The organism is Microbacterium sp. CCNWLW41 (genome assembly GCF_037083505.1).
Genome location: NZ_JBAOJP010000003.1, coordinates 188,877 through 212,441, shown reverse-complemented (window position 1 = coordinate 212,441; position 23,565 = coordinate 188,877). Strand labels below are relative to the sequence as shown.

The following is a 23,565-nucleotide window of genomic DNA, read 5'->3' as shown; positions in this document are numbered from 1 at the left end:
CGCATGCCGCTCGGGACATGTGACGCTCAGATCAGGCCGCGCCGACGGGCCTCGCTCGCGGCGGCCGAGCGGCTCTCCGCCCCGAGCTTCTCCAGGAGGTGCACGACGTGGGTCTTCACGGTGCCCTCGCTGATGAACAGTCGGCTCGCGATCTCCCGGTTGCTCGCTCCCTCGTCGACGAGGACCAGCACCTCTCGCTCCCGCGCCGTCAGCGAGACGCGCGGTGCGCGAAGCGCCTCCACCAGACGCTGGTCCCCGCCCGGCGTCAGCACCGTCGCCCCGGCCGCCGCGTCGGCGATCGCCGCGGCGATGACGTCGGTGGGGACCTCCTTGAGGAGGTAGCCCGCGGCTCCCGCCTCGACCGCGCGGATGATCTGGGCGTCGTGGTCGAACGTGGTGAGGATCAGGACGGCCGGGGCGCCCGGCAGGGCGCGCACGGCCCGGGTCACGGCGACCCCGTCCATCCCCTCCCCCAGGCGCAGGTCGCACAGGACGACGTCGGGACGCAGGTCGGCGGCCAGACGGACCGCCTCCTCCCCGCTCGCGGCCTCCCCCACGACCGGGAAGCCGCGACTCTCCACCAGCGCCCGCAGCCCCGCGCGGACGATGGGGTGATCGTCGACGAGCAGCACGCGCACGCTCATGCGAGCTCCCCCGTCGCCGTTCCGCCCGGGGCGAGCGGGACGCTCGCGGCGAGCCGCACCCCTTCCCCAGGCGCCGAGGCGATCCGGAGCTCTCCGCCCAGCTCGCGCAGCCGCGAACGCATCGCCGTGAACCCGTAGGAGGACCCCGAGCGGCGAAGGGCCTCATCGACGTCGAAACCGACGCCGTCGTCGACGACCTCCAGGACGACGCCCCCGGCGTCCGCCGCGAGCATGACGCGGACGTGGGAAGCCCCGGCGTGTCGACGGACGTTCGAGAGCGCGGACTGCGCCAGCCGCAGGAAGGCGACCTCCACGGCCGTGGGGAGCGGCGGCAGCGTCTCGTCCACGTCGAGCCGCGCCGCGATCCCCGTCTCTTCCCCCAGCACCGCGACCATGCGCGACAGGGCGGCGGCGAGGGCGGATCCCTCCAGCTCCGCCGGAGCGAGGGCGGCGACGATGCGACGGAGCTCCCCGAGAGCGTGCTGCGCGAGCGCGGCCACCTGCCCGCCGTTGCCGGTTCCGGAGGACGACCCGGCCTCGTCGTCGGCGCGGGCGAGCATCACGATCGAACTCAGCTCCTGAGCGATCGTGTCGTGGAGGTCCCGGGCGAGGCGGGTGCGCTCCCGTGCCGCCCCGGCCTCGCGCTGGGTGACCGCCAGTTCCTCCTGCAGCCGCGCGGTCTCCTCCTGGGCCCGGAGCAGGGAGGCGATGAGGCGTTCCCGCTCCGCGGCGTCGCGGAGCAGACGGTCGTAGCCGAGTGAGACCCCGTAGGCGAACCCGCCGCCGACGAGCGGGCCGAGGACATGCGCGAACGTGGTGAGGCCCGCCGAGGCGGGGTGCACCGCCGGGACGACGATGGCCGCGGCGATGGCCGCCGCGGCGAACAGCAGGGACCACGGCTGCCGCAGCACGTGCCCCGCGAGCAGCAGGATCGGGAAGACGAGCCACACGAACTCCGGCGACAGCACGACCATGCCCGCCCACAGCACCGCCAGCGCGACGACCCACCAGCCCGCGGCTCGGCCGCGCGCGAACGACGCGCCGGCGCCGTACCACGCGAGGAACGCTCCCGCCGCACACAGCACGAGCACCAGTTCGCCCCCGGCGAGCGCCGCGCGGACGGTCACAACCACCGTCAGGACCACGGTGATGAGGTGCAGCGCGAAGCGGGCGCCGCGCAGCATCCGGTGCCGGGAGTCCCCGACGACGGCGGAGGGCGCAGCGGTCATCCCCCGATTCTGCCGCGCGGGCGGCCGGGAGCGCGCGTCCCGGGGATCGATCTTTCGATGGATCCCCCCGGCCGTGACGGGACGGACGCTGGAGGCATGACCGCATCCCCGACCGTTCCCGTGTCCGCCGACGTCACCCGGACCCGCTCCGCCGCGCTCCGCCTGCTGTTGACGACCACCACCGTCTACGTCGTCCTCGGCCTCGCTGCGGGCCTGTTCTACCGCGAGTTCACCAAGGCCAACGGCTTCCCGGAGGGGATGTCCGGTCAGCTCGGTCTCGCCCACACCCACATCCTGACGCTGGGCGCCGTGATCATGCTCCTCGTCCTGGCGCTGCAGAAGAGCTTCCATCTGTCGGACGGCCGGCTGTTCCGCTGGTTCTTCGCGATCTACAACGCCGGCGTGCTCCTCACGAGCGCCCTGCTGGTGTGGCACGGCATCCTGCAGGTCCTCGGCGAAGAGGCCTCGGCGATGATCGCCGGGCTCGCCGGCGTCGGCCACATGCTCGTCGGCGCGGGCTTCGTCCTGCTTCTGCTCAGCCTGCGGGCGGCGATCCGTCGCGAGGCGTGACACGCCCGTCCGCGCGCCCCTCGATCTCCGCCGCGGCCGCCGACTCCATGGCTGTGGCGACGGTGGTCGCCTCCGCCTCGTCGTGGTCGGCGGCGCGCGGGGGCCGGAGGCGACCGCCGGTCCCCGCGAACCAGCAGCCGACGATGATGAGCGGGAACCCGATCAGCAGTCCCGGGGTGAGCGGCTCGGCGAGCAGCAGCGCACCGAGGACGATCGCGACGACCGGGTTGACGTAGGTGAACAGCGGCGCCCGGACCGGCCCGACCTCGCGGATGAGGGCGAAGAAGACGAGGAACGCCACCGCCGTGCACACCACGGTGAGGGCCAGCAGCGCCGCCGCGGAACGCAGCGTCGGCACCTGGTGCTGGGTGAGGAGCGCGATCGGCAGGTACAGGACGCCGATGAAGAGCAGCGCGAGCGTGATCGACCCCAGGGAGGGGACGTCGTGGAGCTTGCGCGCGACGATGAACGGCGCGATCGCGTAGAGCACGGCGACCAGCAGCACCTCTCCGGCGGCCACGAGGTTGACCTCGCCGCCGAACAGCCCGGGGCCGGCGACGACCGTCGCGACGCCGGCGAAGCCGACGAGGAGGCCGATCACGCGGGCCGGCCTCAGCACGCCCCGGTCGCCGCCGCCGAGCGCGATGAGGGCGGCGAACAGCGGAACGGTCGCCACGAGCAGGCCGGTGAGCCCGGAGGGAAGCGTCTGCTCGGCGTGCCCGAGCAGCAGGAACGGTCCGCCCATCTCCACCAGCCCGAAGGCGAGCACCCACGGCCAGTGCTTCCAGGCGGCGCGCAGCGCACCGCTGCGGATCGCGAACGGCAGGAGCAGGAGCGCGGCGAGGAAGGTGCGACCGGCGACGACCGCGGGCGGGGAGAACGACTCGACCGCGACGCTGATGAACAGGTAGGGCACGCCCCAGAGCAGGGCCATGGCGCCGAAGAGCAGCCACCCCTTGCGGGTGAACCCTCCGGCGGCGTTCACAGGATGCGCCGCCCCTCGAAGGCGCGGCCGAGAGTGACCTCGTCCGCGTACTCCAGGTCACCGCCCACCGGCAGCCCTGAGGCCAGCCGGGAGACGGTGATCTGCATGCTCGTGAGCAGGCGGCTCAGGTAGCTCGCCGTGGCCTCCCCCTCGAGGTTCGGGTTGGTGGCGAGGATCACCTCCTGGACGGTGCCGTCGGCGAGCCGCGACATCAGCTGCGCGATGCGCAGATCGTCCGGTCCGATGCCGGCGATGGGACTGATCGCGCCGCCGAGGACGTGATACAGGCCCCGGAACTCCCGCGTGCGCTCGATCGCGGCGACGTCCTTCGCGTCCTCCACCACGCAGATGAGCGCGCCGTTGCGCCGCGGGTCACGGCAGATCGCGCAGCGTTCCTGCTCGGCGACGTTGCCGCACACCTCGCAGAACCGCACGCGCTCGCGCACCTCGGTCAGCAGCTCCGCCAGCCGGGCCACGTCGAAGGAGGGGGTCTGCAGGATGTGGAAGGCGATGCGCTGAGCGGACTTCGGCCCGATGCCGGGAAGCCGCCCGAACTCGTCGATCAGCTCTTGGACGATGCCGTCGTACATCAGGAGAACCTCGTCGGGGGCTCGTAGGGCTCTTCACGGACGAACCTGGCGCCGAGGATCTGGCGCACGACCGCCTCGCCGTAGCGCTGCACACCGTTGGACGCCGGGCGCGGGGCGCGCGCGCTCGTGCCGTCCGGCGCCGCGGCGGGCGGGGCCGGGGCGGGCGGGACCGAGGAGTCGGGACCGAACGACGGAGCCGGTATCGACGACGGGGCCGGGGCGGGCGGCGCCGCGTCGTCCGGGGGCGGCGGACCGGGATCGTAGGGCGGCTCGTCGTCCGGGTACGGCGGCTCCTCGTCCAGGACGTCGCCGTCGTGGACCGGCTCGTACCACCCGGACGCCGGCATGGCCTCGACGTCGGCCGGCTCCTCGTCCACCGGGAACTGCGGGGGCGGAGGCGTGCTCCCCGTGCCGGTCTCGGCGATCGACACCGCGGAGGGCGAGACCACCGGGGCCGCGGCGGGAGTCGACACCGCCGAGGGCGAGGCCGCCGGGGCCGCTCCGAGAGGCGAGGCGGCCGGACCGGCATCGGGCTCACCCCGAGGGATGGGAGCGACCGCCCACTCCGTCACGGGGGCCGCGGAGGCCGAGGCCGTCTTCGGCGCTGCCGGGCGCGCGGACTCCCCACCCGAGGGCGGGGACGGCGGCGCCGGAGCGGGCGTCGATCCGCCCGGTCGGGTGGACGGCGGCGGCTCGGGCGTCCCCGATCCTCCGGAGGGCGGCAGCGGAGCCGGCTTGTACTTGACCTTGATGCCGAGCTCCTGCTCGATGGCGCTGCGCAGATGGTCGGAGGTGCCGGAGCCGGGGGTCGTCCCCTTGAACCGTGCGACGTCGTTCGGGCTCGCGAAGCCGAGGGTGAGCACGTCCGTCGCCGTGTCGAAGTCCAGGGGCTGGACGGCGGTGACCACGAGCCACGAGCCGCGGCTGATCTTCTCGAGCCGGCTCAGGATCGCCGGCCACGCGGCGCGGATCCGGGCGAAGTCCACCGGGCCGGTCTCGACGGGGGCGGGGGCTTCCGCCTGCGCATCCGGAGCCGGTGCCGGGGCCACCGACGGCGCAGAGGCAGCGGGAGACGACGCGGAACCGGCGTCGGAGGGGGCAGATCCGGAGCCGGACGGGGCGGAGCCGGTCGTCGACGACGCCGGGGAGGCGTACGCGGAGCCGGGCGTCTCGGTGGGGACGGCCGACTGCGGGGCGGCGGGACCGGCGTGCCTCGTCTCGACCGGCTGCGTCGGTCGCGACGCCGCGGGCGCGTCTCCCGGGCGCGCTCGGTCGGGAGCGGGGACGACGGCCGGCCCGGCCTCGCCCGCGGACAGCACGCGCGCCACCATGAGCTCCAGGTGCAGGCGCGGAGAGGTCGCCCCCGTCATGTCGTCCAGCGCCGCGCTGACGAGGTCGGCGGTGCGCGACAGCCGCTCGGATCCGAACGCCGCGGCCTGGTCGCGCATGCGGACGAGCTCGTCCTCCGGCACTCCGCGCAGCACCGCCGAGGCGCCGTCGCCGACGGCCGCGATGACGATGAGATCGCGCAGCCGCTCCAGCAGGTCGTCCACGAACCGCCGCGGGTCCTGACCGGTCTGCACCACGCGGTCGACCGCGGGGAAGGCGGCGGACGCGTCGGCCGCGGCCAGGGCGTCCACGATCTCGTCCAGGAGGGCCGCGTGCGTGTAGCCGAGCAGCGCCACCGCGCGCTCGTACTTGACCTCGACGGACCCCGTCTCGCCCTCCGACCCGGCGATGAGCTGGTCCAGCAGCGAGAGGGTGTCACGGGGCGAGCCGCCTCCCGCGCGCACGACGAGCGGCAGCACCCCCTGCTCGACCGACACCCCTTCTTCGGCGCAGAGCTTCTCGACGTACTCCAGCATCGCCGCGGGCGGCACGAGACGGAACGGGTAGTGGTGGGTGCGCGAGCGGATCGTGCCGAGCACCTTCTCCGGCTCGGTCGTCGCGAAGATGAACTTGACGTGCGGCGGGGGCTCCTCGACGAGCTTGAGCAGCGCGTTGAACCCCTGCGGGGTGACCATGTGCGCCTCGTCGAGGATGAAGATCTTGTAGCGGTCGCGGCTGGGGGCGAACGTGGCGCGCTCGCGCAGGTCGCGCGCGTCGTCGACGCCGTTGTGACTCGCCGCATCGATCTCCACGACGTCCAGCGAGCCGCCGCCGGCGCGGGACAGCTCCACGCAGCTCGGGCAGGTGCCGCACGGGGTGTCGGTCGGGCCCTCGGCGCAGTTCAGGCAGCGCGCGAGGATGCGCGCCGACGTCGTCTTCCCGCATCCGCGGGGACCGGAGAACAGGTAGGCGTGACCCACGCGGTCGCCGCGCAGCGCCGTCATCAGCGGATCGGTGACCTGGGACTGCCCGATCATCTCCCCGAAGGTCTCGGGCCGGTAGCGGCGGTAGAGGGCTGTGGTCACCCGACAAGCCTAGAGCGTGCCTCCGACACGTCGCCCCTCGTCGTCGAATCCGCCGCCGCCGGAGCCCGGACGGCGCCGCGGGAGGGCACCCGACGGGGCGCGCGTTTGACTTGCCCGGAGCCGTTGCTACGTTGGAGGAGCGGGCCGCGCGCTCGCCCGACCGCCGCCGCACCCGCGAGCGCGCATCCGGGATCCGCACCGGCTCCCGCGCCACGACAGCGCTGTGTCGTGAGCGGTCGCGCGAATCCGCCCGGCCGCACGGACGGCCCCGTCGTCCGTGCACGTGCGCGTCGATCCGCCGGCGCCGGAACGATGGCTGCGCGCGTGCCCCGTGTCGAAAGGAACCCTGTGACGGCCCGCACACTGCCGCTGCCCGCCCCCGATCGTCTCCGCACCAGCCCGCTCAAGGCCACTCTCCCCACCCGTTAGCGCTTCTCCTCCCCCCGACACCCGGCACCGCAGCCGGTGCCGACGAGACAAGGAGAAGACGTGGAAAACCTGCAACAACTCTCGGGACCCGTCGTGGTCCTGCTCCTGCTGCTGTTCTTCGGCGGCAGCCTGTACATGTCCCTGCGCATCCGCAAGCGCACCGAGAACGCCGACGGCTACATGACCGGCGGCGGACGGATCGGCTTCGGGATCTCCGCCGCGTCGATGACGGCGACCTGGATCTGGGCGGCCTCGATGTACGCCTCCGCGACGTCCGGCTACACCTACGGCATCTCCGGCCCCATCCACTACGGGCTGTGGGGCGCGCTGATGATCCTGCTGATCTACCCCTTCGGCCGGCGGATCCGCCAGGTCGCGCCCCGCGCGCACACGATCGCCGAGGTCATGTTCGCCCGGCACGGCCGCTCCAGCCAGCTCATGCTGGCGGGATCCAACGTGCTCGGCAGCCTGATCAGCCTCACCTCGAACCTGATCGCCGGCGGGGCGCTCATCTCGATGCTCACGCCGTTCTCGTTCACCCAGGGGATCCTCGCGATCGGTGCGGGGGTGCTCCTCTACACCCTGTGGTCCGGCTTCCGCGCCTCCGTGCTGACGGACTTCGCGCAGGTGTGCGCGATGCTCGGCGCGGTCGTGATCATCATCCCGGTGGTGTTCTTCGCCGCCGGCGGCCCGGCGCTGTTCGAGACCGGGGCGCACAACCTGACGCCGCAGCAGGGGGACTTCTTCTCCTCGGACGCGTTCTTCAACCAGGGGGCGCCCTACATCGCCGCCGTGCTGGCCTACGCGATCGGCAACCAGACCATCGCGCAGCGTCTCTTCGCGGTCCGTGAGGACCTCATCAAGAAGACCTTCGTCACGGCGACGTTCGGCTACGGCGCCACCATCATCGGGATCGGCATGCTCGGGGTCATCGCCCTCTACGCGGGCATCGAGCCCGTCGGCGGGGACGTGAACAACCTCATCCCGCAGATGGCGGCGACGTACCTGTCGCCGGTGCTGCTGTGCGTGTTCTTCGTGATGATCATCGGATCCCTGTCGTCCACGGCGGACGCCGACCTGACGGCGCTGTCCTCCATCGTCATGGCCGACGTGTACGGCCAGAACATCGCGGGCAAGAAGCGCGCGAACCCCCGCACCATGGTGCTCGTCGGACGGGTCACGATGATCGTCGCGATGGTGGCCGGCCTCGCCTTCGCGGGGTCGCAGCTCAACATCCTCGACCTTCTCGTGTTCGTCGGCGCGATGTGGGGAGCCCTGGTGTTCCCGGTGATCGCGAGCTTCTACTGGGACCGCGTCACCAACCTCGCGTTCTCCGTCGCGGTGGTCGCGGCGTTGGCCGCGTTCCTTCCGGTCCGGTTCGAGTGGGTGCCGCTGACGGGCCCGGTGGGCATCGTCAGCGATGTCCTCGCCACCGTCGGCATCGGGGTCGTCCTCGGGCTCATGGCTTTCGGGTTCTTCGGGAAGCGGATCGCTCTCGCGGTCGGCACCGTCGCGACGCTCGCGGCCGCCCCGTTCTCGATCGGGTTCCTGCACACCTATCCGGTGCTGTCGGGCTCCCTCGTCGCGTACGCGGTGTCCACGATCGTGTGCGTCGCGCTGACGCTGCCGAGCAGGCGGCGCTTCGACTTCGCCCTCATCAAGGAGCGCACCGGCGACTTCGACCAGGACCTCGATGCGGAGCTCGCCGCGCTCGAGGACGAGACCGCGCGCGCCGCCGCGCCCGAGGATCCGCGCGACGGCGTCGGGCGGGCGTGACCGGGGAACGCGAGAGAAGGGAAGAAGAATGGAAGCGTCGACAGTCCTCCTGACCGCCTACGTCCTCGTCTGGCCGGTGATCGTGCTGGGCACGCTCGCCGTCATCGTCCGCGCGTTCGTGAAAGAGGCGCGAGAGGCCAAGGCCGAGGGCCGCAGCATCATCTGAGCCGGACCCGACCCGCACGCACGGAGGGCGGGGACCCTCGGGTCCCCGCCCTCCGTCGCATCACTCCCCCGCGGCTCCCACGATCGGGATCGCGGAGGTGGTCGGCACCGAGGCCGACAGCAGCGTGCCGTCCTCGCGCCGCGCCTGCAGGCCCAGCTCGGGCCGTCCGGGGATGACGGGTCCCTGGTGCGCCAGCGGCACCCGGACCGGTTCGCCCACGGACGCGGTGTAGGCCGCGCCGCGCACGGTGAAGTCGACCGGGTCGCCCTCGCGCACCTCCACCTCCAGCTCGCCGCGGGTGAGCGTCACCTGCAGCACGGAACCGAGCCAGCGCAGCGGGTACGACAGCTCCGGCCAGTCCCGCGGCAGGCGCGGGTCGAAGCTCAGCTCGCCGTTGTAGTCGCGCATGCCGCCGAAGCCGCACACGAGCGCGGTCCACACGCCGCCCGCCGAGGCCACATGCACGCCGTCGGAGGCGTTGCGGTGCAGATCGCCGAGGTCGACGAAGATCGACTGCTCGAAGTACTCCAGCGCGAGGTCCTGGTATCCGACCTCCGCCGCGAGGATCGACTGGACGACCGCCGACAGCGTCGAGTCGCCCGTGGTCAGCGGGTCGTAGTACTCGAAGTCGGCCAGCTTCTCCGCCTCCGTGAAGTGGTTGCCCTGCAGGAACAGCGCCAGCACCACGTCCGCCTGCTTCAGCACCTGGAAGCGGTAGATCACCAGCGGGTGGAAGTGCAGCAGCAGCGGGCGCTGCTCCTTCGGCGTGTTCGCCAGATCCCACACCTCGCGCTCCAGGAACAGGGAGTCCTGCGGGTGGATGCCCAGCGCGGGGCTGAACGGGATGAACATCGCCTCCGCAGCACGCTCCCAGCCCTCCACCTCCTCCGGGCGCAGCTGGAGGCGGTCGACGAGCTTCTCGTATGCCTCCGGCGCGTCCTCGGCCATCTCGCTGACCACCCGCGCCGCGAAGCGCAGGTTGTAGCGGGCCATCACGTTCGTGAAGAGGTTGTCATTGACGACGGTGGTGTACTCGTCCGGGCCGGTCACGCCGTGGATGTGGAACGTCTCCACGTCCCCTCCCGTGCGCCAGAAGCCGAGCGTCTCCCACATCCGGGCCGTCTCGACCGCGATGTCCGCGCCCTCGTGGTACAGGAACTCGTCGTCCCCGGTGCCCCGCACGTACTTGCCCAGGGCGAAGCTGACGTCGGCGTTGATGTGGTACTGCGCGGTGCCGGCGGCGTAGTAGGCGGATGCCTCCTCGCCGTTGATCGTCCGCCACGGGAACAGGGCCCCGCCCTCGTTGAGCTGCCTCGCCCGCCGCCGCGCCGCGGGGAGCATGTGCACGCGCGCGCGGAGGGCGTTGCGCGCCCACTGCGGGGAGGTGTACGTCAGGAACGGGAGGACGTAGATCTCCGTGTCCCAGAAGTAGTGCCCGCTGTAGCCGGACCCGGACACGCCCTTCGCGGACACCCCCGCGCCGTCGGCGCGCGCCGACGCCTGCGCGATCTGGAACAGGCACCACCGGGTCGCCTGCTGCAGGTCGTCCCGGGCGCCGATCCGCACGTCTGAGCGCTCCCAGAAGGCCGCGAGCCACGCGGCCTGCTTGGCGAACTGGGCCTCGACGCCCTCGAACGCCACCCGGTCCAGCGTGCGGCGGCAGCGGTCGACGAGCTCGCGCGGCGGCACCCCGCGGGAGGTGTGGTAGCTGACGAGCTTCGTCACCCGGATCGGAACCCCGGCCTTGGCCTGCACGCGGAAGACGTTCTTGGCGATGTCGGGCTCGATGAGGCGGCGCGCGGTGTAGTCGTTCTCGGTCTCCACCACGTGGTCGGCCACGACGGCAAGCGTCATCCCGGACTCGGCGACGCGGTACGACAGCGCCGAGCGCTGCTCCTCCTGCCAGAACTCCGCCGGCTGGAGCACCCGCTCCGAGATCCGCTCCGCCTTGCGCGGATCGAATCCGCCCGGTGCGGATCCTCCGCGGACGTCCTTGCCGGAGATCGTGGGGGCGCCCCCGTAGACGTCCTCGCCGTCCTGCCGATTGATGATCTGGCAGGACACGGTGACCGGCGCGTCCGCGTTCTCGACGACGACCTCCAGCCGCAGCACGGCGAGGTGGCGCTCGTCGAACGAGACGATCCGCTCGTCGCGCAGGCGCACGCGCTTGCCGGAAGGGGTGACCCACAGCACGTCCCGGGAGAGGATGCCGGTGCGGAAGTCCAAGGCCCGCCGGTACTCGCGGACGTCCGCCTCGTCGAAGCTCAGCGGCTCGTCGTCGACGTAGACGCGCATGACCTTGGCGTCGGGGGCGTTCACAATGGTCTGCCCCACCTCGGCGAAGCCGTATGCGGCCTCCGCGTGCCGGATCTGCCAGGTCTCGTGCAGCCCGTTCAGGAAGGTGCCGTGCTCGAGGGCCTCACGCCCCTCGATGTGGTTGCCGCGCAGGCCGAGATAGCCGTTGCCGACGGCGAAGAGGGTCTCGGCGACGCCGGGATCCTCCGCGGGGAAGCGGGTCTCGACGAGTCGCCAGGGGTCGACGGGGAAGACGTCGCGGTCGATCACTTCGACTCCTTCAGTCGCTCAGTACGTCGCATGCAGTTCTCCGTGGATGTGGGCGTGCGGGTGCCGGTTCGGGTGGGGTGTGCGGAGCGGACGTCTCAGGATACGAGGCGGGCGAGGTCGTCGACGACGATCGTCGCACCGTGGGCGCGGAGGGCTTCGGCGCCCGCGCCGCGATCCACCCCGATGACGGTGCCGTAGCCCGCGGCGGCGGCCGAGGCGACCCCGGACACCGCGTCCTCGACGCCGACCGCCTCCGCGGCAGCCACTCCCAGGCGCTCCGCCCCGACGCGGAAGACGTCCGCGGCGGGCTTGGAGGCGAGGTGCTCGCGCTCGGCGACGACGCCGTCGACGACGACCTCGAAGAAGTCACGGATCCCGGCCGCCGCGAGCACCTCCTCGGCGTTCTTCGAGCTCGACACCACCGCCATCGGCACGCCCGCGTCGCGCAGGCGCTCCAGCAGGGCCAGCGACCCCGGGTACGGGGCGATGCCGTCGCGGCGCAGCGCCGTCGCGAACGCCGCGTTCTTGCGGTTGCCGATCCCGCAGATCGTGTCGGCCTCGGGAGGATCGTCGACGCTCCCCCACGCGATCTCGACGTTGCGGCTGTGCAGCAGGCTCGCCACGCCGTCGTACCGCTTCTTCCCGTCGACGTACGCGAAGTAGTCCGCGTCGGTGTAGGGCGGGGAGATGCCCCACGCCGCGAACACCTCGTCGAACACCGCCTTCCAGGCGCGCATGTGCACCTCGGCGGTCGGCGTCAGCACGCCGTCGAGGTCGAAGAGCACGCCGGCGGCGACACTGAGGTCGGGCGCTGCGGGGGTCTCGGGCACGGCGGCTCCTCCGGTCGGCGGACGGATCGATGGATCGGCACCGCGACGTGCCGCGTGTCCAGCGTAATCACGCCCGCGCCCTCACGACAGCCCGTTCTTCGAGCCGTCATCGGCGCGCCCCGCGCCGCTATCCCGGGTATCGGTGGACCTCGTCGACGCGGAAGGTCACGCCGTCGGGCAGCTCGCCGTGCAGCGTGATGTCCGCCGAGCCCGTCTGACCGCCGGGGATCGGGTCGCTCCACGCGGTGGTGCTCGTCGCCGCCGAGCCGTCGGCGCGCAGCGCGGTGACGTCGATCGCGTACGACATCGTGACGGACGTGCTGTTGCGGACGGCCACGCGCAGGACCGGCAGCTCGCCGCCGCGGTCGATCTCGCCGATCGCGACATCGGCGACGAGGTCCGCGTACTCCGTCGGCTCCGCCGCGAACAGGCGGAGCTCGGGGACGCCCATCCCCGACTGGCTGTAGACGGACACCGGCTCCTCACCGGCGGGCGGGACGGCGAGCCGGACGAGCAGCAGGTCGCCCTCGGCGATGTCGGCGTGCGAGGACGTGGGTGCGAGCAGCACGGCGTCCCTGGTGGGGAACTCGTACTGCTCGGCGGGCCGGTCCGCGCTCAGAGTCACGAAGAAGGCCCGCAGACCCGGCACGGCCGTGGTCTCGAACCCGCCGGCCTGGAGGACCACGGCGTAAGCGAGCAGCGGTCGATCCGCGTGCGCCGCGGGCGTGTCGAGGACGGCGTCCAGCGTCGCCTGATCGACCGGCACGAAGGCCGACGGGTCCGGCGCCTCCCACGTCGGCTCCGGGCTCGGCGTCGGAGAGGGCGTCGCCGACGCCGCGGGGTCCGCTCCCGGGGCCGCCCCCGGGTCGGACGACGTCCCGAACACGCCGTCGGCGAGCGCGACCACCTGAGGCCACAGGCCGAACAGCTGCGTCTGGACCGCCGCGAACCCGCCGACGAGGAGGACCACCAGCACGAGCACGGTGCGGCGGATCGCCCGGACGCCGGCGGACGCGGCCGCCGGCGGGCGGCGATACCCGCGCCGCGACGCCTCCAGCGGAGGGATGAGATAGGGCTCGGTGATCCGCTCGGGCACCGAGGTGTAGGTCTCGGAGTATCGCTCGCGGCCGCTCATGTCTGGACCCTACCGGCCTGCAGGCCCTCCCGGTCACGACTTCGCGCCGTCCGACGGCGGGCATGAGAAGACCCTCCGCGCACCCGGCAGAGCCCGGTTACCCTTGCTGCGTTTCCGCCCTGGGGGAGTTGGCCTGGATGTCGTCACGCGGAGGGCCGTCGTCCATTCTACAGGTGCGGCGCGGGCTCCGTGTCCGCAGGCGCAGGCGCGGGGGTCCGCGCCCCGGCACGGCGCCGGCGCCACCGCAGCAGCACGAGGGTCGGGATACCCACCAGGAGGGCGGCGAGCACCCAGGTCCCGGGCGCCACGGCGACGGCGGTCACGCGCGCGGTCGCCTGCTCGACGACCGGGACGTCGCCGGAGACCGTGGTCAGGACCGTGGGCGCGACGGCGATCGAGGCGGTGAAGAACGGCGACCACGCCGGGATCCCGTCGATCCGGGCGTCCACCCGGACGGCGGCGTCCGGGAGGAGCTCGGACAGCTGCGGGACCCCCGTGGAGCCGTCCGTGACCGAGGTGACCGCCACGCCCTGCACGTCCACCTGCTGCGGACCGGACAGCCGGGTGTTCCCCGTGTTCGTGACCGCGTAGCCCACCTGCGCGGACGCCGGCTCCCAGGGCCAGAAGCCGGTCCGCACCTGGAGCGCCGTGTCCGACAGGCCGAGTCCCGCGGTGAGCTCCCCGGAGACGGCGACGGTGACGCGCGTGGCGTAGCGCATGTCGACCGAGACGACGTCGCCGGTCTGCTGCCGCACGGTCAGCAGGGCCCCGGCGTGCTCCCCCGGCGCCGCATCGGCGGGGACGGTGACCGAGAACGGGATGCGCGCCTGGGCGCCCGGAGCGACCGTGACGCTCTCGGTCGCGGGGGCGATCCAGGATCCGATCGCGTCCGCCGGAGTCTCGTCGCCGGCCCGGGCGAAGTCGAGCGCTCCCTCGCTGGTCGTCTCGCCGCCCGCTCCCTGGACGGCCAGGACGAGCTCGGTCGAGCCCGAGTTGCGGACGAGGACGGCGTCGTCGATGCGCGCGCCGGGGTCCACGGCGTACGCGAAGTTGGTGCGTTCCTCGCCGACGGCGGTGATCACCGGCGTCATGCTCCACGCGACACCCTGCGCCTCGTCGGCGGGGGTCTCCGCGGCGGCGGCCGCCGGGGCCGCGGTGAGGGCGGCGGAGCCGGCGAGGACGAGGACGAGGGCCGCGCGGGCGGCGAAGGGGGTGCGGTTCATGCGTTGCTGTCCTTCCTTGCGGGATCGTCGGAAGGCCTGCGGGGCGGAGCGCCCGCCCCGCAGGCCCAGCCGTGCTACTGGACGACCGTGATCGTCAGCGTCGAGGTGTAGTCGCCGGCGGCCTGACCCACGGGCAGGCGCAGGTCGAGGCCGGCTCCGATCGTGGCGGTGTCGGTGCCCTTGAACTCGTCGCTGTCCGAGGAGGCGAGCAGCGACGGCACGGACAGACCGCCGTTCTCACCCGGCCGGACGGTCTTGCCGGGCTGCGCGTCGGCACCGGGGTGCTTGACGAACGGGGACCAGCCGAGCGACTCCGCGGAGAACTCCTCCTCGCCCGCGACGAACCCGGAGGCCTTCGCGGTGAGCGCCCAGGCGCCGGCCGGCGCCGACCGGGTGTCCGTGACGAGGATGTCGTTCAGCGCTCCCTGCGCGACGAGGCTGTCGCCGAGCGCGGTCGCCGTGCCGAGCGAGACGACGTCCTGGGAGCGGAACCGCCAGGTGAACTCGCCGCTGGGCACGCTCGGGCCGCCCTCGGGGATCTCCACGGCCATGAGCTGCTCGTTCTCACCGGGCTCCTCCGGCTGCTCCGGCTCCTCGGGGCGGTGCTGGTTGTAGCGGAGGTTCCAGCCGACGAGCTGGTCCGGGCGGTTCGTGATGATCCCGTCCACGCCGTACGCGGTCAGCGTCTGCCACTGCTGGGCGTTGTCCACCGTCCAGACGAACACGCCGACGCCCGAGGCGTGGGCGGCCGCGACGGACTCGGCCGTGACGCTGTTCGGGTTGACGGCGTCCGCCCCGAGCGCGATCCCGCGGTCGATCACGTCCTGGTTCAGCTCGCCGACCAGCCAGCCGAGAGTCAGATCCGGCGCCACCGCGGCGATGTTGCCCACCGTCAGGGCGCTGAAGCTCTGCGCGAACGTGCGGTCGGCGACGCCGTGCGCGTTGATCATGTCGACCGTCATCTGCGTCTGCGCGACGTCCCAGTCGCCCTTGTACTCCAGCAGCAGGTCCGCGCCGCCCCCGGCGACGTAGGTCAGCACCTCGTCCAGGGTCGGGATGCGGGTCCCCGCGAACGCGTCGGAGAACCAGGACCCGGCATCCAGCGCGCGGATCTGCTCGAGGGTCAGGTCGCGCACGGGCCCGCTGCCGTCGGTCGTGCGGTCGACGGTGTCGTCGTGGATCACGACCGGCACGCCGTCCTTGGTCAGGGCGATGTCGATCTCGAAGAGGTCGGCGCCGGCGCGGGACGCGGAGACGAACGCGGGCATCGTGTTCTCGGGGGCGACCGAGGAGTTGCCGCGGTGGGCGGCGACGATCCCGGTGTCGCCCGGCTGGACGAGGTCGATCGGCGGCGCCGGCTCCAGCGCCGTGATCTCCACGTTGTCGAAGCTCACGGTGGAGCGGTTCGCGATGAGCCCCATCACGCCGTCCTGGGTGCGGACCAGCTGACGGGTGGACATGATCTCGACCCCGTCGACGAACCAGGTGCCCCGCCCGCCGCGGACCTCGACGCGCAGGTGCGCGTCCGTGCCGATCCCGATCGCCTCGGCGGTGGACCCGGTGTCGGTGACGTTCCAGGCGTCCGCCGGGGTGCGCTGGGCGAACTCCACCCCGTTCGCGGCGTTGGAGCCGTTGCGCAGGGCCGCCTGCTGCCACGGGTGGGAGCCGTCGGCGGGCGCGTCCAGCAGCAGCGACAGCCAGCGGGCGCTGTCCGCGGCCTGCTCGAAGCGCACGTCCACGTCGAAGGCGAAGTCCTTCAGGTGCGAGCCGAAGGTGATCTTCGCGTCCTGGGCTCCGCTGGTGCCGACGAGCCGGCCGTCCGCGACCTTCCAGTCGCCGGCGATCGCGTTCCACCCGTCCGGGAGCGTGCCGTCGTCGAAGGCCTCCGAGAGGACGACGTCGCCCGGGGCGACCTCGGCGGATGCCGTGGCAGGCGTCTGGGCGTGCGCGGCCGGCACGGCGACGAGCCCCGCCGTGAGCGCCGCCGCCGTCGCGGTCACGGCGAGAGCCGTCCCCGCGCGTCGAGCGCTCCGCGTGATGCGCATGGTCATGAGATGCGTTCCTTCCCTGTCCGAATCGGCCGCGCGCGATGCGCGACAGGGTCAGTCAAGGAACGGCGGATCACCGCCGGCGGACCGGGCGCTGCACGGCTCCTCGCCGCACGGTGAACGTTCCCGCACCCGGCCTGACCGTTCGGCCGGGGTGTCAGAACGGGCCGCGGGCGCTCAGGCGGTGCGGGCCCGGTCGCGGCCCCGCCGCCACTGCCCAGGGGCCGCGTTGACGAGGCTGAACGCCGTGACCGTCCCCAGATAGCGGTCGTCGCTGAGCTCGAACGGACGACCGTCGACGGTGCGCACGGTCCGCTCGACGCGCAGCAGCGGCGTCGCGCTCGGCGACTCCAGCAGCCGTGCGTCCTCGGGCGTCGCCGCCATCGCGGAGATCCGGTGCTCGCCGTGGGCGAGCCCGGGTCCGCCCTCGCGCTCGACGACCTCCATGATCGACCGGGCGTCCTCGGGAAGGGTGGACAGCAGCGGGATCAGCCACGCGGGGTAGGTCGTGCGCTTGACCATCGCCGGCACGTCGTCGAGGGTCTGCACCCGGGTGATCCGCAGCACCGGCGCGCGATCGGCGACGCCGAGCTCCCGCGCCTCCTCGGCCGTCGCCCGCCCCTCCACGCTGCGGACCGTCCGCCCGCCCGGGCGCAGGCCCGTGGCGAGCGCCCACTGCCCGAACGAGCGCAGCTCGGTGACGTCCTGCATCCGCGGCGCCTCGTGCACGTACCACCGTGCGCCGCGCCGGCTCACCCTCCGGTGCGACTCCTCCACGTCCTGCAACGCCCGGTGGATCGTGCCCCGGGCGACGCCGAAGCGGGCCGCGAGCGTCGCCTCGCTGGGCAGCGGCGTGCCGGGACGATAACGCCCGCCCTCGATCTCCCGCAGGATCATCCGGGCGATGCGGAGGTGCTTCGGTGCGGTGTCACGGGCGCGCATGGGGCCATCGTGGCGCGCGCCGGTGAACGGCAGGTGGCGCGGGAGGGACGCCGTCCGTCTCCCAGGTCCGGCACGGGAGCCGGCGGGTAGGATCGCAGCAGCGCACCGGGGCGCCCCGGGACGACGCCGGAAGGGACCGCATGGAAGCCTCCTCCACGCCGATGGACGCTGCGGCGTTCGCCGCGCAGACATCCGCCATCCTGGCCTCGGTCGCGGAGGTGATCGACGGCAAGGAGCAGGCCCTGCGCAGCGCACTGGTCTGCCTGCTCGCCGAGGGCCACCTGCTCATCGAGGACGTGCCCGGCGTCGGGAAGACCATGCTCGCGCGGGCCCTCGCGGCCAGCATCGACGCGACCGTGCGCCGCATCCAGTTCACCCCGGACCTGCTGCCCGGCGACGTGACCGGGGTGAGCGTCTACAACCCGGTGGACCGCGAGTTCGAGTTCAAGCCCGGCGCGGTGTTCGCGCACATCGTCATCGCGGACGAGATCAACCGCTCCTCCCCCAAGACGCAGTCCGCGCTCCTGGAGGCCATGGAGGAGGGGCAGGTGACGGTGGACGGACGCACGCACCCGCTTCCGGATCCGTTCCTCGTCGTCGCCACGCAGAACCCCCTGGAGATGGAGGGCACCTACGCGCTGCCCGAGGCGCAGCGCGACCGCTTCATGATGCGGATCTCGATGGGCTACCCCGACGCCGCCGCCGAGACGCTCATGCTCCGACAGCGCGACACCGTCAATCCGCTCGACACGATCCGGCCCGTGCTGGCCGCCGCGGACGTCACCGGGCTGATCGCCTGGGCGCGCTCGATCCATGTCGCCCCCGCCGTGGAGGAGTACGCCGTCGCGCTCGCCCAGGCGACGCGCACGGATCCGAACCTCCATCTGGGGGCGAGTCCCCGGGCCACCCTTCAGCTGGTGCGCGCCGCGAAGGTGCACGCCGCGCTGGACGGCCGGGAGTTCGTCATCCCCGACGACGTGTCCCAGCTGCTGCCCGCCGTGTTCTCGCACCGGCTGATCCCCGCCCGCGGGGCGCACCGCGCCGGTGCCCGCCCGATCGAGCAGGCCCTCTCCCACATCGTCGAGCGCACCCCGGTGCCGGTGGGCGCGACCCGCTGAGCGACCGCGCGGCGAGACGGATGCGGAGGGACGGACCCGACATGGCGGACGACACGCGCGCACGACGGCGACGGGCGCCTCGGCACCGCCCGCTGACCGGCCGCGGCGCCGCCGCACTGGTCCTGGGCCTGGTCTGCGTCGTCTCGGCCAACGTGCTCGGCACGCCCGTGCTGCTGTACCTCGGCGTGCTGCTGTTCGCCCTCGTCGCCCTCGCCGCGCTCGCGGTGGCCCTCCCCCGCCGAAGCGGCGCCGTGACCCGCACGATCGCGACCGACCTCCTCCCCGTGGGCGAGAGCTCCTCCGTGCTCGTGCGCTTCGGCCTCCGGTCCGTGACGGGTCCGCCCGTCGGGTTCTGGCAGGACGCGCTGCCGCCGTCCGTGCGCGGCGACGCGTCCGGACCGTTCCCGCCCGAGCGGGCGAACCGTGCGGAGCGGACCGCGGACGGGGTGCCCCTGACCCTGACGTACGAGATCCAGGGCGTGCGCCGCGGTCTCTGGTCGCTCGGCCCGTTCACGCTCACCACGACCGATCCGTTCGGACTCGTGCGCCGTCGCCAGGACTTCGGCGAGACCCGGCCGATCATGGTCGTCCCCGAGGTGGTCGCCCTCGCGCCCCTCCACGACCGCGTCGGCGCCGCCGGGGGCACCGCGCAGACGTCGTCCAGCCGGCTCGGTCAGGGCGCGGACAACCTGTCTCCGCGCCGCTACGTCTCCGGGGACTCCATGCGCCGGATCCACTGGCGAGCCACCGCGCACCGCGGCGACCTCATGGTGCGCCAGGAGGAGCAGGAGTCGAGCCCGGACGCCGTCGTGGTGCTGGATCGCGCCGGCGTGCGCTGGCCGCGCTCCTCGTCCGGGTCCGTCGTCGGCGGCGCCGCGGACGACGCGTTCGAGCGCGCGGTGTCCGCCTGCGCCTCGATCGCCCTGCATCTGTCGGATCACGGCTACGCCGTGGACGTCGTCGACGCCACGGGAGTGCTCCTGGGCCGGCTCCGCGGCGGCGAGGACGATCGCGACGGACTCCTCGTGGCCCTCGCGGCGACCTCTCCGCGCAGCGGCGAACGCGACGCCCACCTGGCGCCGGCCGTGGGCGGGCACCTGCTCGGGCCGCTCGTCGTGGTGACCGGGGCGCTCGGGACCGACAGCGCCGGCGTCTTCCCGCACGGCGGCGCCGCCACCCCGATCCTGCTGGCGACGGACCCCGCACCGCGGGCGCTGGAGGCCGCGGCCTCCCAGGGCTGGCTCACCGGTCGCCTGGACGAGGACGTCGCCGCTTCCTGGGCCGATGCCGTGCCCACGCCCGTGTCCGAAGGGGGCCGCCGTGCCCGCCCGTGACCAGGGATCCGCCGCCGCCTGGCAGGGGCCCGTCCCCTCCTCGTCCGACGCGACCGGCGGCGCCGGCGCAGAGCGGGGCACGGGCGTCGTGGGCGCCGCCCTGATCACGGCCCTCTGCCTCGCCGTCGCCGTCTGGCCCCTGCTCGGCGTGATCCAGGCGGGCCGCTGGAGCGCGGACGCGCTCGGCGTCGCACTCGGCGTGCTCGTCGCCGGCGTGGCGCTGCGGCTCCTCCTGCGCGGACGCCCGCGCGCAGCGGTGATCCCCGTGGTGCTGGTCGGGCAGGCGCTGGCCGCGTCCGTCATGCTGACGGTCCTGGAGTTCCGCGCCGAGGCGCTCGCGGGCGTCCTCCCGACGCCGGAGGCGGCGCGGGCGTTGCCGCCGCTGTTCGCGCAGGCCTGGCAAGAGGTGCTGCTGGGATCCGCGCCGCTGGAGTCCACGCGCCCCGTCGCCGTGGTGATCGCCCTGGGCGTGGCCGCGCTGGCGATCGTCCTGGATCTGCTCGTCGTCGTGCTGCGGGTGCCGCTGCTGGCCGTGCTCGCCGTGGCGGGCGTGGGGGTGGTCCCGGCGGCGGCCGTCCCGGGGACCGTGGACGTGGTCTGGTTCGTGGCGCTCGCCGTGGTGCTGCTCGTGCTGCTGCGGGTGGGGGTGCGCCGGGACGTGTCCGGCCGCAGCGCGTTCCGGCGCGACGACGCCGCCGCTGCGGTGGCACGACCGCCCCGGCCGCGCACCGCCGCCGCGCTCGCGGTGGGAGCGGCGGCCGTGGTCGCCGCTCTCGCGGTGTCGCCGATTCTCCCGGTGTCCGCGACGGGCGTCGAGATCGTGGCAGGAAGCACGGCGCTCAACCCGACGATGCGACTCGGCGAGGACCTGCGGCGACCGACGCCGCGCACCGCGCTCACCCTCATCACGGACGCGGCCTCGGCGCCGTATCTGCGGATCGCCACGCTCTCCGCGTTCGACGGCGAGGTCTGGCACCCGGACCGCGCGCGGACGAGTGCGCTGCGGGACGGCCTGGGCGCGGTGGCGGCCGCGGAGGGCGTCGCCCTCCGGACCGCCCGCACCTCGATCCGCGTGACCGGCGTGAGCGGATCCTGGCTTCCCCTCCCCTACCAGGCCACCACCGTCCGGGGTCTGAACGGGAGCTGGATCGCGATGCGCGACAACCGCACCGTCATCGCCTCCGACGCCGACGCCGCCGACCAGAACTACACGGTGGAGTCGGCCTCGGTGCAGCCGACCCTCGAGCAGGTGCGGGCCGCGTCCGCCGCGCAGGCCCCCGTCGCCGGGCCGTTCCGCGACCTCCCCGCCGACCTCCCGCCCGTGATCGAGGAGACCGCCCGTCAGGTGGCGGGGGCGGAAGGCAGCGACTACGACCGCATGGTCGCGCTGCAGACGTGGTTCCGCGCCGGGTTCCGGTACTCGGAGGAGACCCCGGTCGCGGAGGGATTCGACGGCACCGGGGTGGATGCGGTGGAGGCCTTCCTCACGGTCCGGGAGGGCTATTGCGTCCACTTCGCCGGGGCGTTCGCTCTGATGGCGCGCTCGCTCGGGATGCCCACGCGCATCGTCGTCGGCTACCTCCCCGGGACGGCGAGCGACCAGCGGCAGGACGGCGGCCCCGTCTATCTCGTGACGAGCGATCAGCTCCACTCCTGGCCCGAGGTCTACTTCGAGGGCCTGGGCTGGATCCCGTTCGAGCCCACCGCGACCCGCGGCGTCCCGACCCGGTTCGAGACCGCGGCGAACGGCACGGGGAGCGGGACGCCCGCCCCGACCGAGGCCCCGACGAGCGAGCCGACCGCGGCTCCCGCCACGAGCGACCCGTTCGACCGCAACGACCAGGATCCGGACGCCGGCGGCGCCGTGCCGCTGCGGACCTTCGATCCCTACCCGCTGCTGTGGACGATCCTCGGCGTGCTCGCGGTCGTGCTCCTGCCCGCTCTCGCCCGCGCGATCCGACGCGCCGCGCGGTTCGGCGCCATCCGCCGGGGCGACGCCACCGCGGCGTGGGCGGAGGTCCGCGACAGTCTGCTGGACCTGGGCCTTCCCGCTTCCTCCGCCGAGTCGCCGCGCACCCGCGGCGCGCGGCTCACGGCGACCCGGGACGTCGACCCGGGCGCGGTCCGCGTCCTCGTGACCGCGGTGGAGCGGGCGAGCTACGCCCGGACGCCCTCGCCCGGCTCCCCGTCGGCCGCGTCCGGCTCCCCGTCAGCCGGGGGGAGCGACCGGCCGGCCGGCGGGAACGACCCGGCGCCGGTCACAGCCCGTACCGCGAACACGGCCGCCGACGGAGCGGAGCTCGCGTCGGCCGTACGGCGGATCCGCGCGGACCTCGCCGGCGGCGTGAGCGCACGCGACCGCATCCTGGCGGCCTTGGCTCCCCGTTCCCTCTTCGGCGGACGCCTCACCGCGGCCTCCGTCTCCTGATCCGCCGCAGTCCCCTCGGATCCCTCCCCCCTCAGTCCCTCTCCTTCTCCGTCTCCGCCGAACCCCCTCCCCCCGCCGAAACCCCCTCCCACACACGCATCTGCGAGGGGGTTTCGACGCCGGACGGGGGTCTCGCGAACTGCGGGTCAGGCCGCGTGGGCGGAGCAGGGGACGGCGACGCAGGCGGGGCAGACCACGAACTGACGACGGCACGACGCATCGGGGCAGTTCGCGGTGCGATTCGTCGCCGCACCGCACCCGGCGCACTCGCCGATCACCGCCGCATGGTCGCTGAAGTCGACGGACCCTCGCCCGTCGAACACGTAGAGGGACCCCTCCCACAGCCCGTCGTCCCCGAACCGCTCGCCGTACCGGACGATGCCGCCGTCGAGCTGATAGACCTCGCCGAAGCCGCGCGAGCGCATGAGCCCTGACAGCACCTCGCACCGGATCCCTCCGGTGCAGTAGGTCACGACCGGACGCCCCTTGAGGTCGTCGAACGCGCCCGAGTCGAGCAGCCCCACGAAGTCCCGCGTCGTCTCGGCGTCCGGGACGACCGCGCCCCGGAACCGCCCGATCTGAGCCTCCAGCGCGTTGCGGCCGTCGAAGAACACCACCTCGTCGCCGCGCTCCGCGACGAGCTCGTGCAGCGCCTCGGGCGTCAGGCGGGCTCCCCCGCCCACGACCCCGCGCTCGTCCACCCGGAGCTCGCCCGGTGCGCCGAACGACACGATCTCGTCGCGGACCTTGACGCTGAGCTTCGGGAAGTCCGCGCTGTAGCCGTCGGCGTCCACCGCGGTGCCCTCGCTCCACTTGACGTCCGCGTCGCGGAAGGGCGCGTAGGACCGGAAGGAGCGCAGCCAGCGCTTGACGGCCGGCAGGTCGCCGCCGAGGGTGCCGTTGATGCCGTCCGGGGAGAGGAGGATGCGGCCGCGCAGGTGCAGGGCATCGCACAGGTCGCGCTGCCACAGCCGGATCGCCTCGGGGTCGGCCAGCGGGGTGAACGCGTAGAAGAGCACGATCTTCGGGGTGGCCATCGAGCGATTCTCCCAAACGACGCGACCCGCTGTCGAAACGGGACCCACCGCCGCTCCAGGCCCCCGCGGACGCAGGAGACCCCGCGTACGCGGCGCGCACGC

At 73.5% G+C, this 23,565-nt stretch carries 18 protein-coding genes and 1 other RNA gene; 6 read left to right on the top strand and 13 right to left on the bottom strand.

The genetic code is table 11. The features are described 5' to 3' along the window. Positions 1-26: 26 nt before the first annotated feature. On the bottom strand, positions 27-644 hold the full coding sequence (locus V6R91_RS12660; RefSeq protein WP_067247550.1) for a response regulator: 618 nt from the start codon (positions 642-644) through the stop codon (positions 27-29). Next, on the bottom strand, positions 641-1,873 hold the full coding sequence (locus V6R91_RS12655; protein WP_336395639.1) for a sensor histidine kinase: 1,233 nt from the start codon (positions 1,871-1,873) through the stop codon (positions 641-643). The genes V6R91_RS12660 and V6R91_RS12655 overlap by 4 nt, the downstream gene beginning before the upstream one ends. Positions 1,874-1,969: 96 nt before the next feature. Between V6R91_RS12655 and V6R91_RS12650 the strand changes: the two genes are divergently transcribed. After that, entirely contained in the window at positions 1,970-2,443 is a 474-nt protein-coding gene (locus tag V6R91_RS12650) for a DUF2871 domain-containing protein (RefSeq protein ID WP_336395638.1), read from the top strand. Here V6R91_RS12650 and V6R91_RS12645 read toward each other — a convergent pair. From V6R91_RS12645 to V6R91_RS12635, 3 genes are read right to left on the bottom strand one after another with little or no spacing between them, the layout of a single operon-like run. Further along, a complete protein-coding gene (locus V6R91_RS12645; RefSeq protein ID WP_271060804.1) occupies positions 2,409-3,428 on the bottom strand; it encodes a DMT family transporter in 1,020 nt (339 codons plus the stop codon). The two genes, V6R91_RS12650 and V6R91_RS12645, sit on opposite strands and share 35 nt — an antisense overlap. Next, a complete protein-coding gene (gene recR, locus V6R91_RS12640; protein ID WP_336395637.1) occupies positions 3,425-4,018 on the bottom strand; it encodes a recombination mediator RecR in 594 nt (197 codons plus the stop codon). Before recR ends, V6R91_RS12645 begins: the two co-directional genes overlap by 4 nt. Beyond that, positions 4,018-6,432 (bottom strand): DNA polymerase III subunit gamma and tau, encoded by a 2,415-nt coding sequence (locus V6R91_RS12635; RefSeq protein ID WP_336395636.1) that lies wholly within the window; start codon positions 6,430-6,432, stop codon positions 4,018-4,020. Before V6R91_RS12635 ends, recR begins: the two co-directional genes overlap by 1 nt. Before the next feature lie 489 nt (positions 6,433-6,921). Here V6R91_RS12635 and V6R91_RS12630 point away from each other — a divergent pair, with 489 nt between their 5' ends. Further along, positions 6,922-8,637 carry a sodium:solute symporter family protein gene (locus V6R91_RS12630; RefSeq protein ID WP_442928119.1) on the top strand — a complete coding sequence of 572 codons (1,716 nt, stop codon included), beginning with the start codon at positions 6,922-6,924 and terminating at the stop codon, positions 8,635-8,637. 28 nt (positions 8,638-8,665) lie between these two features. Next, complete coding sequence (locus tag V6R91_RS12625) at positions 8,666-8,803, top strand: putative transporter small subunit (RefSeq protein ID WP_271060807.1); 138 nt, start codon at positions 8,666-8,668, stop codon at positions 8,801-8,803. Positions 8,804-8,863: 60 nt separating this feature from the next. On the opposite strand, the gene V6R91_RS12620 is transcribed toward V6R91_RS12625, so the two are convergent. From V6R91_RS12620 to V6R91_RS12590, 7 genes are all read right to left on the bottom strand, one after another. Continuing rightward, positions 8,864-11,368, bottom strand: coding sequence for a glycoside hydrolase family 65 protein (locus tag V6R91_RS12620; RefSeq protein WP_067250144.1), 2,505 nt, complete (start codon positions 11,366-11,368; stop codon positions 8,864-8,866). Between the two features lie 95 nt (positions 11,369-11,463). After that, the gene (locus tag V6R91_RS12615) at positions 11,464-12,198 is read right to left on the bottom strand and encodes a beta-phosphoglucomutase family hydrolase (protein ID WP_336395635.1); all 735 of its coding nucleotides are present in this window, start codon (positions 12,196-12,198) and stop codon (positions 11,464-11,466) included. A gap of 127 nt (positions 12,199-12,325) precedes the next feature. Further along, a complete protein-coding gene (locus V6R91_RS12610) occupies positions 12,326-13,333 on the bottom strand; it encodes a hypothetical protein (RefSeq protein ID WP_271060809.1) in 1,008 nt (335 codons plus the stop codon). A gap of 63 nt (positions 13,334-13,396) precedes the next feature. Continuing rightward, positions 13,397-13,493, bottom strand: an RNA gene (gene ffs, locus V6R91_RS12605) — signal recognition particle sRNA small type. Between the two features lie 7 nt (positions 13,494-13,500). After that, the gene (locus V6R91_RS12600) at positions 13,501-14,556 is read right to left on the bottom strand and encodes a WxL protein peptidoglycan domain-containing protein (protein ID WP_336395634.1); all 1,056 of its coding nucleotides are present in this window, start codon (positions 14,554-14,556) and stop codon (positions 13,501-13,503) included. Positions 14,557-14,630: 74 nt separating this feature from the next. After that, the gene (locus V6R91_RS12595) at positions 14,631-16,607 is read right to left on the bottom strand and encodes a glycerophosphodiester phosphodiesterase family protein (protein ID WP_336395633.1); all 1,977 of its coding nucleotides are present in this window, start codon (positions 16,605-16,607) and stop codon (positions 14,631-14,633) included. Between the two features lie 174 nt (positions 16,608-16,781). Beyond that, positions 16,782-17,546: a GntR family transcriptional regulator gene (locus V6R91_RS12590; RefSeq protein ID WP_219086910.1), complete on the bottom strand. Its 765-nt coding sequence runs from the start codon at positions 17,544-17,546 to the stop codon at positions 16,782-16,784. Between the two features lie 140 nt (positions 17,547-17,686). On the opposite strand from V6R91_RS12590, the gene V6R91_RS12585 reads away from it, so the two are divergent. Genes V6R91_RS12585 through V6R91_RS12575 form a run of 3 tightly spaced genes read left to right on the top strand, consistent with a single transcriptional unit; the run spans position 17,687 to position 22,426 of the window. Then, positions 17,687-18,664 carry an AAA family ATPase gene (locus V6R91_RS12585; RefSeq protein WP_336395632.1) on the top strand — a complete coding sequence of 326 codons (978 nt, stop codon included), beginning with the start codon at positions 17,687-17,689 and terminating at the stop codon, positions 18,662-18,664. 41 nt (positions 18,665-18,705) lie between these two features. Beyond that, entirely contained in the window at positions 18,706-19,998 is a 1,293-nt protein-coding gene (locus V6R91_RS12580) for a DUF58 domain-containing protein (protein WP_336395631.1), read from the top strand. Next, entirely contained in the window at positions 19,985-22,426 is a 2,442-nt protein-coding gene (locus V6R91_RS12575; RefSeq protein WP_336395630.1) for a transglutaminase family protein, read from the top strand. The genes V6R91_RS12580 and V6R91_RS12575 overlap by 14 nt, the downstream gene beginning before the upstream one ends. 146 nt (positions 22,427-22,572) lie before the next feature. Here V6R91_RS12575 and trhO read toward each other — a convergent pair whose 3' ends face one another. Next, on the bottom strand, positions 22,573-23,463 hold the full coding sequence (trhO, locus tag V6R91_RS12570; RefSeq protein WP_336395629.1) for an oxygen-dependent tRNA uridine(34) hydroxylase TrhO: 891 nt from the start codon (positions 23,461-23,463) through the stop codon (positions 22,573-22,575). Positions 23,464-23,565: the final 102 nt, after the last annotated feature.